15 protein-coding genes and 1 pseudogene are annotated in these 15,788 nt (G+C 36.3%); 13 read left to right on the top strand and 3 right to left on the bottom strand.

The window, feature by feature from the left end; genetic code table 11:
* Nucleotides 1–50: 50 nt before the first annotated feature.
* Nucleotides 51–1,106, bottom strand: coding sequence for a ferredoxin--NADP reductase (locus GUU89_RS04425; RefSeq protein WP_162126791.1), 1,056 nt, complete (start codon nt 1,104–1,106; stop codon nt 51–53).
* Nucleotides 1,107–1,228: 122 nt separating this feature from the next.
* Here GUU89_RS04425 and GUU89_RS04420 point away from each other — a divergent pair, with 122 nt between their 5' ends.
* From GUU89_RS04420 to atpG, 13 genes are all read left to right on the top strand, one after another.
* A complete protein-coding gene (locus tag GUU89_RS04420) occupies nt 1,229–1,564 on the top strand; it encodes a PadR family transcriptional regulator (RefSeq protein WP_162126790.1) in 336 nt (111 codons plus the stop codon).
* Between the two features lies 1 nt (nt 1,565).
* Nucleotides 1,566–2,264 (top strand): hypothetical protein, encoded by a 699-nt coding sequence (locus GUU89_RS04415; protein WP_162126789.1) that lies wholly within the window; start codon nt 1,566–1,568, stop codon nt 2,262–2,264.
* 47 nt (nt 2,265–2,311) lie between these two features.
* Nucleotides 2,312–3,778 (top strand): DUF5687 family protein, encoded by a 1,467-nt coding sequence (locus GUU89_RS04410; protein WP_162126788.1) that lies wholly within the window; start codon nt 2,312–2,314, stop codon nt 3,776–3,778.
* A gap of 12 nt (nt 3,779–3,790) precedes the next feature.
* Nucleotides 3,791–4,489, top strand: a complete 699-nt coding sequence (locus GUU89_RS04405; protein ID WP_162126787.1) for an ABC transporter ATP-binding protein — start codon at nt 3,791–3,793, stop codon at nt 4,487–4,489.
* Nucleotides 4,490–4,578: 89 nt separating this feature from the next.
* The gene (porW, locus tag GUU89_RS04400) at nt 4,579–7,428 is read left to right on the top strand and encodes a type IX secretion system periplasmic lipoprotein PorW/SprE (protein WP_235921976.1); all 2,850 of its coding nucleotides are present in this window, start codon (nt 4,579–4,581) and stop codon (nt 7,426–7,428) included.
* A 4-nt stretch (nt 7,429–7,432) separates the two neighbouring features.
* Nucleotides 7,433–7,834 (top strand): bactofilin family protein, encoded by a 402-nt coding sequence (locus tag GUU89_RS04395; protein WP_162126786.1) that lies wholly within the window; start codon nt 7,433–7,435, stop codon nt 7,832–7,834.
* A gap of 13 nt (nt 7,835–7,847) precedes the next feature.
* Complete coding sequence (locus GUU89_RS04390) at nt 7,848–8,033, top strand: AtpZ/AtpI family protein (protein WP_235921974.1); 186 nt, start codon at nt 7,848–7,850, stop codon at nt 8,031–8,033.
* Between the two features lie 519 nt (nt 8,034–8,552).
* Nucleotides 8,553–9,722, top strand: coding sequence for a F0F1 ATP synthase subunit A (gene atpB, locus GUU89_RS04385; RefSeq protein ID WP_162126784.1), 1,170 nt, complete (start codon nt 8,553–8,555; stop codon nt 9,720–9,722).
* A gap of 74 nt (nt 9,723–9,796) precedes the next feature.
* Nucleotides 9,797–9,988, top strand: a complete 192-nt coding sequence (atpE, locus tag GUU89_RS04380; protein WP_162126783.1) for an ATP synthase F0 subunit C — start codon at nt 9,797–9,799, stop codon at nt 9,986–9,988.
* An 86-nt stretch (nt 9,989–10,074) separates the two neighbouring features.
* Nucleotides 10,075–10,575: a F0F1 ATP synthase subunit B gene (locus GUU89_RS04375; protein WP_162126782.1), complete on the top strand. Its 501-nt coding sequence runs from the start codon at nt 10,075–10,077 to the stop codon at nt 10,573–10,575.
* Entirely contained in the window at nt 10,575–11,108 is a 534-nt protein-coding gene (gene atpH, locus GUU89_RS04370; RefSeq protein WP_162128621.1) for an ATP synthase F1 subunit delta, read from the top strand. Before GUU89_RS04375 ends, atpH begins: the two co-directional genes overlap by 1 nt.
* Nucleotides 11,109–11,130: 22 nt before the next feature.
* Nucleotides 11,131–12,708, top strand: coding sequence for a F0F1 ATP synthase subunit alpha (gene atpA / locus GUU89_RS04365; RefSeq protein ID WP_162126781.1), 1,578 nt, complete (start codon nt 11,131–11,133; stop codon nt 12,706–12,708).
* A gap of 80 nt (nt 12,709–12,788) precedes the next feature.
* A complete protein-coding gene (gene atpG / locus GUU89_RS04360; protein WP_162126780.1) occupies nt 12,789–13,649 on the top strand; it encodes an ATP synthase F1 subunit gamma in 861 nt (286 codons plus the stop codon).
* A gap of 48 nt (nt 13,650–13,697) precedes the next feature.
* Here atpG and GUU89_RS14960 read toward each other — a convergent pair whose 3' ends face one another.
* Together GUU89_RS14960 and GUU89_RS14955 are read right to left on the bottom strand one after the other, a co-directional pair.
* Complete coding sequence (locus tag GUU89_RS14960; protein WP_262886120.1) at nt 13,698–14,390, bottom strand: prolyl oligopeptidase family serine peptidase; 693 nt, start codon at nt 14,388–14,390, stop codon at nt 13,698–13,700.
* A 216-nt stretch (nt 14,391–14,606) separates the two neighbouring features.
* Nucleotides 14,607–15,783: pseudogene (locus GUU89_RS14955) on the bottom strand (hypothetical protein); the annotation flags it as partial.
* Nucleotides 15,784–15,788 lie beyond the last annotated feature (5 nt).

The following is a 15,788-nucleotide window of genomic DNA, read 5'->3' as shown; positions in this document are numbered from 1 at the left end:
AAAACTTCCGGTTAGGGAAGTTTTTACTATTCTAAAAGGTTATTCTTTATTTACACATCATCATAATCCACATAAATTTCTGCGGAAGTGGGATGAGCTTGACAGGTTAATATTAATCCTTCGGCAATTTCGCTATCGGTTAAAATCGAATTCTTTTTCATTTCGGCTGAACCGGTTGTGATTCGGGCCAAACAGGAACTACAAATCCCGCCTTGACAAGAATAAGGAGCATCAATACCTTGCTTTAAAGCAGCTTCCAAAACGGTTTGTTTTTGCGACATCTCGAAAGTGGTTTCTTCATCGTCAACCAAAACCGTAATTTTAGTATGGCCGGTATGGCTAGCAGCCGTTGTATTATCGGCAGCCGTTGAAGTAGAAAACAATTCAAATTTGATGTTTTTCTCAAGAATGCTGTGCTCTTTCAACACATCGGAAACCAAATTAATCATTTCCTCAGGACCACATAAATAGAACTTGTCGAACTCTTTTTCTTTGTGTTTGTTATTCAAAACAAAATTCACAATTGATTTATCAATACGACCAAAATGCTCTTGCTCTACTCGGGCCTGACTAAACACATAATGCACAAAAAAACGACCCACATATTTCAATTGCAGTTCGTGTAATTCGTTGTGAAAAATGGTTTCTTCCGGAGTTTTATTTCCGTAAACCAAAACAAAAGTGCTCTTAGGTTCGCTTTCCAAAACCGATTTCAAGATAGACATGACCGGTGTGATTCCGCTTCCTGCAGCAAAAGCAGCATAGTTTTTCAAGTTAGCAAAAGACGGTTCAAAAGTAAATCTTCCTTCAGGTTGACTGACTTCTAAAATATCCCCGGCTTTTAAATTTTCATTGGCAAACTTCGAGAAATGACCATTTTTCACTGATTTAATAGCGATACGTAATTCTCCACTATTGGGCGAAGAACAAACCGAATAAGCACGACGCACTTCCTGACCGTCAAGAGTTAATTTTAAATTTACATATTGACCAGCGGTGAATTGGTACACAGTTTTTAATTCGGTTGGAATGGTAAAAGTCACAGAAACGGCATGCGGTGTTTCGTGCTTTACTTCTTTGATATGTAGTTTATAAAAGGCTGACATGAAATTATTTTTTGCAAAGGTAACAAACGAATCACTTTTAAAGAAATATAAAATTTATTACCTAAGAATATTATGTATGTAAAAAACTTATGTATATTTGATTTTATAAAAAGAAAAATGCAATGAAAAATTCGCAATTATATAAAGGGAGTTTGACCACGATAGTGATGAAACTTTTGGAGGAAAATGGCAGGATGTATGGCTACGAAATCACTCAGAAAGTAAAAGAAATTACCAATGGCGAATTAAAAATCACCGAAGGAGCTTTATATCCTGCTTTGCATAAACTTGAAGCCGAAGGGGTGTTGGAAGTAGAAGTACAAAATGTAGACAACCGGTTAAGAAAATATTATAAACTAACTGAAAAGGGCACTACAGAAACCGTAAATCGCTTAGCAGAACTGGAAGATTTTATTCGAAATATGCAAACTTTAGTACAACCAAAACTGGATTATTAGCATGAAACTAACCGCTGACCAAGTAGCACAACTCTACTTATTTACCCGCCAACATTATGTTGAATATTACGATTTACAAACGGAATTGGTTGATCATTTGGCCAATGCCATAGAAGTCCAATGGGAAGAAAACCCAAAGTTGTCTTTTGAGCAAGCCTTGCAATTGGAATTCAAAAAATTCGGAGTCTTTGGTTTTATGGAAGTGGTTGACAAAAGGAAAGGCGTATTGCATAGTAAATACAATAAAATGGTTTTAAAGGAACTCCGGTCTTTTTTCAGTTTGCCCAAAATTATAGGCACTTTTTCAAGTATAGGGATTCTCTATTATTTGCTGATAATTTTTCAGGAAAGTTTAGAAATTATGCAGTGGTTGATAGGGTTTTTGATTGTTAGTTTTATTGTCGGAATGGCCTTTTTGACCAGAAAACAAAAAAAAGAAACCGCTAAAACCGGAAAAAGATGGTTGCTAAAAGACATTATTTTCGGCTACAGTTCAGTTGCCGGAGTGTTGAATATTTTGGTGCAATTAGCTTGCCGATTGACCGATACTAATTATCCGAATTGGTTTTTAGCCTTGTTTAGTTTGCTTTTGGTGGGTTTATTTTTGACCGAATATGTTGTGCTGTTTTTAATTCCTTCTAAAGCAGAATATTATTTACGACAAACCTATCCGGAATATGAAATGTGTCATAAGTTGTAACATTTTCCTATATTTAAAAACTAATTCGAAAACCTAAACCAACAACCATGTTCAAACATTTTATCCGGCTTGAATGGAAATCCTTTTTTCGTTCGGCCTCTTTCACAGCCAATTTGGTTATGAAAATAATAATGGGGCTGGCCGCCTTGTACTTCATTGCTTTATTCACTGTATTGGGTTCTGCTGTTTTTTTTATCCTGAAAGAAGAAGGGATGGAACCACTATCAACTGTAAATACTTATGTTATTTATTATTTGGTGGGCGATTTAGTGCTTCGTTATTTTTTTCAAAAAATGCCGGTGACCAATATAAAACCGTTGCTGACATTGCCCATAAAACGAAACACCATTGTTCATTATTCGTTGGGTAAAACAGGTATTTCTTTTTTTAACATCATCCATGCCTTTTTCTTTGTGCCGTTTACGGTGGTCTTACTGATGCATGGCTACGGATTCCAAGCTATACTCTGGCATTTGGGCATGATGGCACTCATCTATGCCAACAATTTCATCAATGTTTTAATCAATAATAAAAATGTTGTTTTTTATCCTTTATTGGTCATCGTAGCGAGTCTGGGATTAGCACAATATTACCAACTCTTTAATGTTACCGAATACACACAACCATTTTTTCAAGGATTTTACGACACTAATTATTGGTTTATAGTTCCGATACTTTTAGCGATTTTGGTTTATTATTTTTCGTTTGCTTATTTCAAAAATAATCTGAATCTCGACACGGGATTATCCAAAAAAAGCGATGAAGCCAAAACCGAAAATTATACTTGGCTGAACCAATTTGGAACCTTAGGAACGTTTCTTAAAAACGACATTAAACTGTTGAGAAGAAACAAGCGCTCCAGAACCACAGTTTTCATGAGTTTTTTATTCATTTTTTATGGGTTGTTGTTCTTTACCAAATCGATTGAAGCCTATCAAAACCCCATGATGCAGGTCTTTGCCGGAATATTTGTCTCGGGTGGATTTTTATTTACTTTCGGACAGTTTGTACCAAGTTGGGACAGCGCTTACTACCAATTAATGATGAGCCAAAACATCAGTTACCGACAATATTTAACTTCAAAATGGTGGCTAATGGTAATCGGAACATTAATCTCAACCACTATCGCTTCTTTTTATTTGTATTTCGGATGGGAAACGTACATGCTGATTGTTGTGGGAGCCATTTACAATATGGGTGTTAACTCACATTTGGTAATGTTGGGAGGCGCTTATGTAAAAACGCCAATTGATTTGACCATGGCCAATAAAGCTTTTGGCGATAAGCAGGCTTTTAATATAAAAACGATGCTTATTTCTTTGCCTAAATTATTAGTGCCGATGTTATTGTATACCCTTGGTTATTCTCTTTTTTCAGCCAACATCGGATTTCTTTTTGTGGCCTTAGCCGGAGTGTTGGGCTTTGCTTTCCGAGATAAAGTGTTCACCCAAATAGAGAAAATTTACAAAACCGAAAAATACGCTACCATAGCCGCTTACAAACAAAAAAATTAAATCAGAACCACCATGATACAAGTAACCAATTTAACCAAAAGATATAACGCCGGAACTTTAGTTTTAAACTTGCCCGACCTGGAAATTCCAAAAGGACAAAGTTTTGGGTTAGTAGGGAATAACGGTGCCGGGAAAACCACTTTTTTCAGTTTGTTGTTAGACCTGATTCAACCAAGTACCGGACACATAATTAACAATGGCGTACAAGTAAATACCAGCGAAAATTGGAAACCGTTTACCGCTGCTTTTATTGATGAAAGCTTTCTGATAGGCTATTTAACGGCGGAAGAATATTTTTATTTCATAGGGGATTTGCGCGGACAAAACAAAGCCGATGTAGATGCCTTATTGCAAAAACACGAAGAATTTTTCAATGGTGAAATTCTAAATAGCAAAAAATACCTGCGCGATTTATCCAAAGGGAATATGAAAAAAGTGGGCATCATCGCTACACTTATTGGTAATCCGGAAGTCATTATTTTAGATGAACCATTCGCCAATTTGGACCCAACTACGGTTAATCGTTTGAAAAAAATCATCAAAGAATTAGCCGATAATCCTAATGTAACCATCTTGGTTTCCAGTCATGATTTAGTGCACACCGTTGAGGTTTGTAACCGAATTGTAGCTTTACATTTAGGCGAAGTGGTGAAAGACATTCAAACCTCGCCGGAAACTTTAAAAGAGCTTGAGGCATTTTTTGCGGTGTAATTTTTTGCCATATCAAAAAGAAACGTATTTTTACCAGTTAGTTATACTATTCATAACTTTTTCACGTTATAATAAAAAACGTTTTTGCTTTGAAAACCACTACACTTAAATATTTTATCTGTTCCGGATTGCTTGTTTTTTTGATAGCCTGTTCTACCAAAAAAAACACCTTTCTTTCCAGAAATTCTCATGCGCTCAGCACAAAATATAACATACTGTATAATGGAGGAATCGCTTTAGATAAAGGGATTCAGGATGTAGTGTTGCAAAACAAAGACAATTTTTGGGAACGTTTGCCGGTAGAAAGAATGCAGGTTGCAGATGAAAAAATGATGCCCGGTGATACCAAGAATGCCAACTTTGAACGAGCGGAAACCAAAGCGACAAAAGCCATTCAGAAACATTCCATGAACATTCAGGGTTCTGAAAAAAACCCACAAATGGATGAAGCCCATTTAATGCTGGGCAAAGCGCGTTACTACGACCAACGTTTTGTTCCTGCGTTAGAGGCCTTCAATTATGTGTTGTACAAATACCCGAACAGTGATAAGATTTATGAAGTAAAAATTTGGAGAGAAAAAACCAACATGCGTCTGGAAAATGATGCTTTAGCGGTAAACAACCTTCGAAAATTATTGAAAGAAATCAAATTTAAAGATCAGATTTTTGCCGATGCCAATGCTACGTTAGCACAAGCGTTTTTAAACTTAGAAGAAAAAGACAGTGCTGTGGCCAAGATAAAAATCGCTACAGAGTTCACCAAATCCAACGAAGAAAAAGCCCGTTACCGTTTTATCCTAGCTCAGCTTTATGAAGAATTGGGTTATAAAGACAGCGCCTATGCCACTTACCAATCGGTTATAGACATGCACCGAAAAGCGGCCAAACAATATGTTATCCATGCTCATGTCAGACAGTCAAGTCAGTTTGATTTTGAAAAAGGAGATACTATTACTTTTCTAAAAAAATACAATGATTTATTGGAAGACCGAGAAAACAGACCTTATTTGGATGTATTAAATCACCAAATGGGATTGTTTTATGACAAAAAGAAGAACTACACCCAAGCCAAAAAGTATTACAACGTTTCCTTAAAAAAGAAATCACAAGACACTTATCTTATTGCTTCAAATTACAGAAACTTGGCTGATATTTATTTCAATTCGGCTAAATATGTTACCGCAGGGAAGTACTATGACAGTACTTTGGTACAACTAAAACCAAGAACCCGCGAGTTCAATTTGATTAAAAAGAAAAGAGAAAATCTGGAAGATGTAATCAAATATGAAGGCATTGCAGAACGCAACGACAGTATTATTTCGTTGTACCATATGTCAGATAATGACAAAAAAGCGTACTTCGAAAAATATATTGAAAAGCTAAAAGAGCAAGAAAAAGCCGCACAAAAATTAGCCGAAAAAGCCGCTATAATCAAAGAAAACCAAGAAAGAGGAGGAGCTGCAGGGATAGACACCAAAACAGATGACGGAAAAAAAGCGGAAGTGTCACCATCAAAAGGGACAGATTTTGCTTCCGGCGGAAGTAGTTTTTATTTCTATAACCCAACAACGGTTGCTTACGGGAAAAAAGAATTTACAAGAATTTGGGGCAAACGAACGTTGAAAGACAATTGGAGAGTGTCCGCTACGGCAGATAAAGACAACGACAAAGAGGAGGAAACCGATAAAGAAAGCGAAGACAAAACCATCGAAAAGAAAGATGATGTAGCAGGTGTTGAGGCTAAATTTACCTCAGATTTTTACATCAAGCAATTGCCAACTTCAGCCCAGGTTATTGACAGTTTGGCCAAAGAAAGAAATTTTGCTTACTATCAGTTAGGTGTTATTTACAAAGAAAAATTCAAAGAAAATCAATTGGCGGTAAACAAGTTCGAACAGTTGTTGAAAAACAAACCGGAAGAACGATTGGTATTGCCTTCCATGTATAATTTGTATAAGTTGTATCAACTTTTGGATATAACCAAAGCCGAAGCTATGAAGGCGCAAATCATAGCAGAATATCCGGATTCCAGATACGCGCAAATTTTGAATAATCCTTCCAGCGAAATTGAAGAGTCAAGTGATTCGCCAAATGGGGTTTATGAAAGTATATATAAACAATACCAAAACGGGGAATACAAAACGGTCCTAACAGCCACAGAAAAAGCTATTGATCGATTTACAGGTGAAGAAATTATTCCTAAATTCGAATTGTTAAAAGCACAAATAACAGGAAAATTGAGTGGTCTTGCAGAATACAGTAAAGCATTGAATTATGTGGCATTGAATTACCCGAACAGTGAAGAAGGCAAAAGAGCCGAAAAATTATTATCGGTTGATTTGCCAAAATTAGAAGCACTGCAATTGTCGAGTAGCGATTCTAAAAACTGGAAAATCCTTTACAGAACCAAAGATTTTGAGGATAAAAACACTAAAACCTTACTCGAAAAAATCAATAAATTCATAAAAGACAGAGATTTGAAAAAATTGTCTGTGTCGAAAGATATTTACACAATGATAGACAATTTTGTTGTGATTCACGGAGTGACCTCTAAAGATTTGGCCACCGGAATTACTTCGATACTTAAAGAATTTAAAGAATACAAAGTTCCGGACACCCCAATAATTATTTCGGCAGAAAACTATACCATTGTACAAATCAAAAAGAATTTGGACGATTATTTAGACGGGAAACTAGCCGATAATCCAGCGCAACCTAATTGGGACGGAACCCTTGAAAAAGCTCCGGAACCTAAACAGCCAAAACAAGAACCTAAGCAGGAAGTTATTAATGAGCAACCTGATGGTGAGGATAGAATAGAAGATCCAAAAAACAGTAAATCTCCACAATCAATAGAAAACAGAGCGCCAACCAAAGCCCAACAAAAATCTATGGGTTTACCGCCGACACCTCAAATGGAACCAAACAGAAAAGGATAAAATTATGTTTGAAAAAAGTCCAAAATCATACACCGACCTCTTGGGTAAAACCAATAGAATAGTAGAAGGAACAACCATCAATGGAGATATTTTTTCTCCGGCAGATTTCCGTTTAGATGGTCATTTGGTGGGTAACTTTCAGTCCAAAGGCAAAATTGTTATTGGCCCGGCAGCGAGTGTAAAAGGGGATATTGTTTGCAAAAATGCAGATATCGAAGGCACATTTGAAGGTAAAATACAAGTACAGGAAATCCTGAACATAAAGTCGAAATCACACATCAAAGGCGAAGTAATTTGTGGCAAATTAGCGGTAGAACCCGGCGCTGAATTTAGTGCTACTTGTGTCATGAAACCTCACGTAAAAAACTTGCCGGCTAATGGACAATCCTCAGAAAAAACCGCGTAACAAATGGCTGGTCTTGATAAACATTCCAATTCAAATGGGGATTATTATTTTTCTGTTTGCTTATTTTGGACGTTGGCTTGATCAAAAATTCACCAACTCACATGCTGTATATGTAAAGATTTCAACCATGGTTGGCGTTGCGATTGCTTTTTACAACATCAACCGCCAATTGAAAGAAATTAATAAATCTGACGAATAACATAATGTCGTTAAAAAAATACCGTTCCCTTTTCATCGTTTTTATGGCGGCCATTATTGGTTTTGTTATTCATAAAACGATTTTTCATTTTTTTGTTCCCCAAGTTTTTGAAAATGGGTTTTTGTATTCAATTGCGTGGTTATATACTTTTTTTGCTGTTTTTTCGGTTGTCATCATATTCATCCTGATGAAAATAAAGGAAAAAAATATCGATAATGTGGGTTATACGTTCCTACTACTGACAAGTTTTAAAATGGTTGTGGCCTATGTTTTTTTACATCCGATTTTGAGTGTAAATCTCCCGAAAACACCAACAGAAAAAATGAACTTTTTTATCATATTTATTTTCTTTTTGATAATAGAAACTACAGTAACCATCAGAATTTTAAACAATAAACAATAAAACGTCTGTAAATCGACAATTCTGTCAAAAAAATAAAACATATACTTTTTAATATTAATTTAAATTGTACTTTTGCACCAAATTTGAAAAAAGTTAATTTAAGTTAATTATCAGATATGGTGATTTCAAGAAAACCACTCCAATTTATATTAGCTGCTTTAGTAGCTTGTCTTCCTTTATTAAGTTCTGCAAATCCAACTGTTGACAGCACCGCTGTACCAACGGAAACTGCGCATAAAGCAGAAGCAAAATCGCATGACGAGCACGCTGCAACAGCCAACTTAACAGAAGAGGAAAAAGCAGAGTTAGAAAGAAAAGCTTATGTGAAGCACCACTTGTTGGATTCGCATGATTTTACGCTTTTTTCTTATGGTGAAGGCGGAGAAAAACATTTTGGTTTTCCACTACCGGTAATTTTATGGGATAATGGAATTCATTTCTTTTCATCATCTAAATTCCATCACGGAGAAGAAGTAGCTGAGTCAAACGGAAACTACTACAAAATAAACCACCACGACGGTAAAATATACAAGACCGATGCGGAAGGAACGTTTACCGAAGAAAAAGGTCATGTTACCAATGCAAAGCCAATTGACTTTTCAATCACTAAAAATGTATTGATGATTTTGATTGTGGGCTTAATCATGTTCTTATTGTTTGCCGGTTTAGGTAAATCATACAAAAAGAACGGTTCTATCGCTAAAGGCGCCGGAAGATTCTTTGAGCCAATCATTCTTTATGTAAGAGATGATATCGCCATTCCGAACATTGGTGAAAAACACTATAAAAAATACATGAGCTTTTTATTGACCATCTTTTTCTTTATTTGGTTCTTAAACATGTTCGGATTAACACCACTGGGCGTTAACATTACAGGTAACATTGCGGTTACTGCTTCATTAGCAATTTTAACGTATTTGATTACCACATTCACCGCTAAGAAAGATTATTGGAAACACATTTTCTGGATGCCGGGCGTTCCGGTTCCAATGAAATTTATTTTGGCTCCAATCGAATTATTAGGAACAATCATCAAACCGTTTTCGCTAACAATCCGTTTGTACGCAAACATGTTGGCCGGTCACGTTGTATTGATGACATTGATTTCATTGATGTACAAATTCAACAGCCCAATTGGAAGTCCATTGGCGTTCTTGCTTGCTTTTGTATTATCTATGCTTGAAGTTTTGGTAGCGTTGCTACAAGCTTATATTTTCACGATGTTAGCAGCTTTGTACTTTGGTTCGGCTGTAGAAGAACATCACCATGATGAGGCTCATCACTAAAATGCTTATAGCCTGGAGCTTGTTGCTTAAGGGTATGGCCAAAAATTGAATGTTTAATTAAATATATATACATTATGGAAATTCCTAGAATCGTTGGAGCTGGATTAGTAGTAATCGGAGCTGGTATTGGTATCGGAAAAATCGGTGGATCAGCAATGGATGCTATTGCTCGTCAACCAGAAGCAACTGGTAAAATCCAAACGGCTATGCTTATCGCTGCTGCTCTTGTAGAAGGTATTGGTTTTGCTGCAATTTTCGCAACATAATCAACAAAAAACAAACAAAAGCTATAACGGTTGGTTGTAGCTTTTGTTTCACTATTAAACATCATTAAAATTTAAGATATAAAATAATGGAAGAATTATTAGGACAGTTTTCATTAGGTTTGTTTATCATGCAAACCGTTTTGTTTCTTGCACTTGTTTTCCTTTTGAAAAAGTTTGCTTGGAAACCAATTCTTGACGCCGTAAACGAAAGAGAAGAAGGAATCAAAAACGCATTGCAATCAGCAGAAAGCGCTAAAAAAGAAATGCAAAACTTGAAATCAGACAATGAGAAATTGTTAGCTGATGCAAGATTAGAGCGTGACACTATGATGAAAGAAGCTCGTGAAATCAAAGAAAAAATGATTGCCGATGCTAAAACTGAAGCACAAGTGGCCGGTCAAAAAATGATTGAGCAAGCTAAAGCTTCTATCGAAAGTGAGAAAAATGCAGCCTTGGCTGAATTGAAAGCTCAGGTTTCTACTTTGTCATTAGACATTGCTGAAAAATTATTAAAAGACGAATTATCTAACAAAGAAGCTCAAACCAAATTGGTAGAGAAAATGTTAGGTGACGTAAAATTAAATTAATCGTTATGTCAAGAGCTGCGATTAGATACGCCAAAGCCATTTTAGAAACTGCGATTTCAAGCGGAAATACTGTTAAAGTAAACGACGACATGTTGTCGATAGTTGCTACTATGACAGGAAGCGCTGAACTAAGCGAATTTTTATCAAGCCCAATCATCTCTTCTGAAATGAAAATGAATGCGGCCTCAGAAGTATTTGCTTCAGCTCAGGGAGAAACCAAATCGCTTTTCAGATTGCTTCAAGAAAATAAAAGATTTGAAATTTTAGCCGATGTAGCCAAACAATTCAACGCTCAATTCGATGAAATGAACGGTGTTGAAGTGGCCAAAGTAACTACTGCTTTCCCAATCACAGCTGATTTAGAAAGTAAAGTATTAGCTAAGATTGCTACTATTTCGGATAAAAAGATAACTATCGAGAACATGGTGGATCCGTCAATCATTGGTGGATTTATCTTGAGAATCGGAGACAAACAATACAATGCTTCTGTAGCTAACAGATTGCAGGAGTTAAAAAGAGAATTTAGTAATTAATTACCATTAAAGATATATCAAGATGGCGGAAATTAAAGCTGCTGAAATTTCAGCAATATTAAAGAAACAAGTAGAAGGATTTCAATCAGGTGCTACGTTAGAAGAAGTAGGAACTGTTCTTCAGGTGGGTGATGGTATCGCTCGTGTTTACGGTTTGTCAAACGCACAATACGGTGAGTTAGTACAATTCGAAAACGGGTTAGAGGCTATCGTTTTGAACTTAGAAGAAGACAATGTGGGTGTGGTACTTTTAGGACCATCTACCGGAATCCGTGAAGGTTCAACAGTAAAAAGAACACAACGTATCGCTTCTCTAAAAGTTGGTGAGCAAATCGTAGGTCGTGTGGTAAACACACTAGGTGAGCCAATCGACGGTAAAGGACCAATCGGTGGTGATTTATACGAAATGCCATTGGAAAGAAAAGCTCCTGGAGTTATCTTCCGTCAGCCGGTAACTGAACCGCTTCAAACAGGTATCAAGTCAATCGACGCGATGATTCCGGTTGGAAGAGGACAACGTGAGTTGGTAATTGGTGACCGTCAAACAGGTAAAACAACAGTTTGTATCGATACCATTTTGAACCAAAAGGAGTTTTACGATGCTGGGCAACCGGTATACTGTATCTATGTTGCTATTGGACAAAAAGCTTCAACTGTAGCAGGTATTGCAAAAACATTAGAAGAAAAAGGCGCTATGGCTTATACAACAATCGTTGCAGCTAACGCTTCAGATCCTGCACCAATGCAGGTATATGCTCCAATGGCAGGTGCTGCTATCGGAGAGTATTTCAGAGATTCAGGTCGTCCTGCTTTGATTATCTATGATGATTTATCAAAACAAGCGGTGGCTTACCGTGAGGTGTCTTTGTTGTTAAGAAGACCACCAGGTCGTGAGGCTTATCCTGGAGACGTATTCTACTTACACTCTCGTTTATTAGAAAGAGCTTGTAAAGTAATTGCGGATGATGATATTGCGAAAAACATGAACGACTTACCGGATTCATTGAAACCAATCGTAAAAGGTGGCGGTTCATTAACAGCTTTACCAATTATCGAAACCCAAGCGGGTGACGTTTCTGCGTATATCCCAACCAACGTAATTTCGATTACTGACGGACAGATTTTCTTGGATGGTGATTTATTCAACTCTGGGGTTCGTCCGGCGATTAACGTAGGTATTTCGGTATCACGTGTTGGAGGTAACGCTCAAATTAAATCCATGAAAAAAGTATCAGGTACTTTGAAATTAGATCAAGCACAATTCCGTGAATTGGAAGCGTTTGCAAAATTTGGATCTGATTTGGATGCTGTAACCTTAAACGTAATTGAAAAAGGAAAACGAAACGTTGAAATCTTGAAACAAGCCGTAAACGATCCGTTTACTGTAGAAGATCAGGTGGCAATTATCTATGCAGGTTCTAAAAACTTGTTGAGAAACGTTCCTGTAAACAAAGTAAAAGAATTCGAAAAAGATTATATCGAATACTTGAACAACAAACACAGAGATACTTTAAATGCTCTTAAAGCCGGTAAGTTGGATGACAACATTACCGATGTTTTAGAAAAAACAGCTAAAGAAATTTCAGCAAAATATAACTAATCAAACAATTTGAAGATTTGAGAATTTGAGAATAAAAAACCATTTTCAAATTTTCAAATCCGATAATTTTCAAATTAACTATGGCAAACTTAAAGGAAATCCGTAACAGAATCAGTTCCGTTTCATCTACGATGCAAATCACCTCGGCGATGAAAATGGTATCTGCCGCAAAGTTGAAAAAAGCACAAGATGCTATTACAGCGATGCGACCTTATGCCGAAAAATTAACGGAATTACTGCAAAGCGTTAGTGCTACTTTAGATGGAGATGCCGGTGGACAATACACTAAGCAGCGCGAAATCAACAAAGTTTTAGTTGTAGCCATTACATCCAACCGTGGTTTGTGTGGGGCTTTCAACTCTAACGTAATCAAGCAAGCTATAGTGGTTGCTGAAGGGTACGCCGGAAAGCAAGTAGATTTTCTTGCTATTGGTAAAAAAGGAAATGACTTTTTCAGAAAATCAAATACCGTTATTGCAAACAAAAGCGAAGTGTTTGACAATCTTACTTTTGAGAATGTAGCCGAGATTGCCGATTTGTTAACCGAAAAATTTATTGCCGGTGACTACGATAAAATCGAAATTGTTTACAACCAATTCAAAAATGCAGCAACTCAAATCGTTCAAACAGAACAATTTTTGCCATTAGCGCCTATAGCTTCTGATAAGCCGGCTTCAAGTGGTGACTACATTTTTGAACCATCAAAAGAAGAAATTGTATTGACCTTGATTCCAAAATCATTGAAAACACAGTTATACAAATCCATCAGAGATTCTTTTGCTGCTGAGCACGGTGCCCGTATGACGGCTATGCACAAAGCTACAGACAACGCAACGGAGTTAAGAAACCAGTTGAAATTAACTTACAACAAAGCACGTCAAGCTGCTATTACTAACGAAATCCTTGAAATCGTTGGTGGAGCTGAGGCTTTGAAAGGATAATTACAAATTCAAATAATAAAGAATAAGGCGTTTAAGAAATTAAGCGCCTTATTTGTTTAAATGATATAGTAAAAAGTCATAAAACTCCGCCTTGTCTTCTTGATAGCTTTTGTAGTTGCTGATTTTCCCATAATGCCCTGATTCGTATATGGTTTTGAGAAATATGGGGTTTTTTTGTGCTGCTCTGTTTTGCAATCGAGCGGCAAACTTATAAGAGTGAAAGGGAGGTACACGATCATCGTTTTCTGAAGTTATGATTAACGTTGTCGGATAATTTACAGTTTCTTTGATATTGTGATATGGAGAATATGAATATAGGTTTTCAAAATCAGCTTTGGTTTCCGTGTTACCAAATTCATCCTTATGATAAGCCCCTACGGTATATTGGTCAAGCTTTAACATATCAAATACACCTACTTTTGGAATCACTACTTTAAATAAATCGGGACGTTGCGTCATGGCCACGCCTACCACCAAGCCGCCGTAGGAACCGCCACTTATGGCCAGTTTTTGTGAGGACGTATATTTCTCTTTTATTAAATATTCAGCAATATCGATGAAGTCATTAAACGAATTCATCTTCTTTAAACCGATTGCTTCTTTATGCCATTTTAATCCTTTTTCACCACCACCCCGAATTTCTGCAAAACAAAAGACACCTCCTTTTTCCAAAAAATACAGTAAAGCTGAATCATAATTGGGCTCACTGATTAAACCGAATCCACCATAAGCCTGAAGCAATGTTGGGTTGTTTCCGTTTAATTCAATCCCTTTTTTATAGATTATAGTAACCGGTATGTCTTTGTTATCATGACTTTTAACGGTAAGGATTTTGGTAATAAAATGATTTAACGGGAATAGAGTTCCTTTTGGAACAATGTAATCGTTATAAAAATTCCGAACCTCTCCTGTTCCAATGTTTAATTTGAAATTTTGAGGCGCAATGGTATAAGAGTAAACACTTATGTAAAGACTGTTACTTTTTGGATCATAAAACTTCATGTCAAAAGTTGTTCCTTCTGGCGTATCAAATTTTCGAATAAATTTGCCGGTTTCATCATAAGCTACCACATAGTATTTCTCTAGCGCTTTGTATTTGCAAAAAATATAACCCTCCGTAAAAAAAGTATTAACCAGGAGATGGTTATAGATTTGTGGTATGAAAACGGTTTCTTCATTTTGGTTAGAAAGGTCAAAAGCCCGAATTTCCCCCCAATCATACTCTTTTCCTGAGAAATAGACCTTATTGTTGTTATAATTCAGAAACTCAAACTTGGAATCATCCAGTTCTAAGAACTTTTGCAAATGATATTCTTCATCGTTTAAGTAAGTATAGTAATAGTTTTTATTGGGTTTCTTATCGTCAGATTCGATAAGGATAAGCCGATCTTTTTTAACAAAATAAGTAAACTTGTTGCCGGTTTTTGTAGCATCAAACACCAATTTATCATTTTCCTGTATCGTTCCTATTTTGTGGTAGTACAATTGATACGTCGAATCTTTTGCAAAGGTATTTTGATTGCGGTTGCGCATATAAAAATCCCTTCGTCCTTATTCCAAACCATTTTTGAAAACTTAACATCATGTATAATGTCATCTGCAATATTGGCTTTGTCAAAAGGAACAAATCGAATTTCGTGTTTATCACTCCCATTGGTGCTAACCTCACAGGCCACATACTTTGAATTTTTTGATGGGCGGTAATTCATCAAAGTAGCGCTGGTATTTCGGTAAATTTTAAACGGATTGAAAAGTTCAACGGCCTGATCATTCAACTCTTTTCTGTAAAACAACACACTCGGTTTACCCTTATCAACAATGTATTTGGTATAAAAGTATGCTTCTTTTTTATTGGGAAGACTATTGGAGGCATAAGTATCATACTCATTAATTTTTCTAACAATATCATATTCTTTTTTACTTCTTCCAAATGAGTATTGGTGGTTTCATTTTGAGCATTAGCCCAACTTTTAATTTCTTCTGAGTCCATATTTTCCAGCCAGGAATAGTCATCCTGATAAGAAATGTTAAACTTAGTATTCAAGTTTGGAACAATCTTGGTTACGGGATATTTTTGACTAAAAACAGAAGTGAAAACGAAGAGGAACAAAGGAGCAAAAAGGAAATTTTTCATAAAGA

Origin of the sequence: Flavobacterium phycosphaerae (genome assembly GCF_010119235.1) — a bacterium.
GTDB classification, from domain to species: Bacteria; Bacteroidota; Bacteroidia; order Flavobacteriales; family Flavobacteriaceae; genus Flavobacterium; species Flavobacterium phycosphaerae.
This window is presented reverse-complemented; position numbering and strand designations above follow the sequence as displayed.

What these genes read in the sequence shown, in the direction of transcription:
- atpE (WP_162126783.1), top strand. Translation starts at nt 9,797, where the DNA reads ATGGAAATTCCTAGAATCGTTGGAGCTGGATTAGTAGTAATCGGAGCT.
- GUU89_RS04395 (WP_162126786.1), top strand. Translation starts at nt 7,433, where the DNA reads ATGTTTGAAAAAAGTCCAAAATCATACACCGACCTCTTGGGTAAAACC.
- GUU89_RS04420 (WP_162126790.1), top strand. Translation starts at nt 1,229, where the DNA reads ATGAAAAATTCGCAATTATATAAAGGGAGTTTGACCACGATAGTGATG.
- GUU89_RS04375 (WP_162126782.1), top strand. Translation starts at nt 10,075, where the DNA reads ATGGAAGAATTATTAGGACAGTTTTCATTAGGTTTGTTTATCATGCAA.
- GUU89_RS04425 (WP_162126791.1), bottom strand. Translation starts at nt 1,106, where the DNA reads ATGTCAGCCTTTTATAAACTACATATCAAAGAAGTAAAGCACGAAACA.
- GUU89_RS04410 (WP_162126788.1), top strand. Translation starts at nt 2,312, where the DNA reads ATGTTCAAACATTTTATCCGGCTTGAATGGAAATCCTTTTTTCGTTCG.
- atpG (WP_162126780.1), top strand. Translation starts at nt 12,789, where the DNA reads ATGGCAAACTTAAAGGAAATCCGTAACAGAATCAGTTCCGTTTCATCT.
- GUU89_RS04405 (WP_162126787.1), top strand. Translation starts at nt 3,791, where the DNA reads ATGATACAAGTAACCAATTTAACCAAAAGATATAACGCCGGAACTTTA.
- GUU89_RS04415 (WP_162126789.1), top strand. Translation starts at nt 1,566, where the DNA reads ATGAAACTAACCGCTGACCAAGTAGCACAACTCTACTTATTTACCCGC.
- atpA (WP_162126781.1), top strand. Translation starts at nt 11,131, where the DNA reads ATGGCGGAAATTAAAGCTGCTGAAATTTCAGCAATATTAAAGAAACAA.
- atpB (WP_162126784.1), top strand. Translation starts at nt 8,553, where the DNA reads ATGGTGATTTCAAGAAAACCACTCCAATTTATATTAGCTGCTTTAGTA.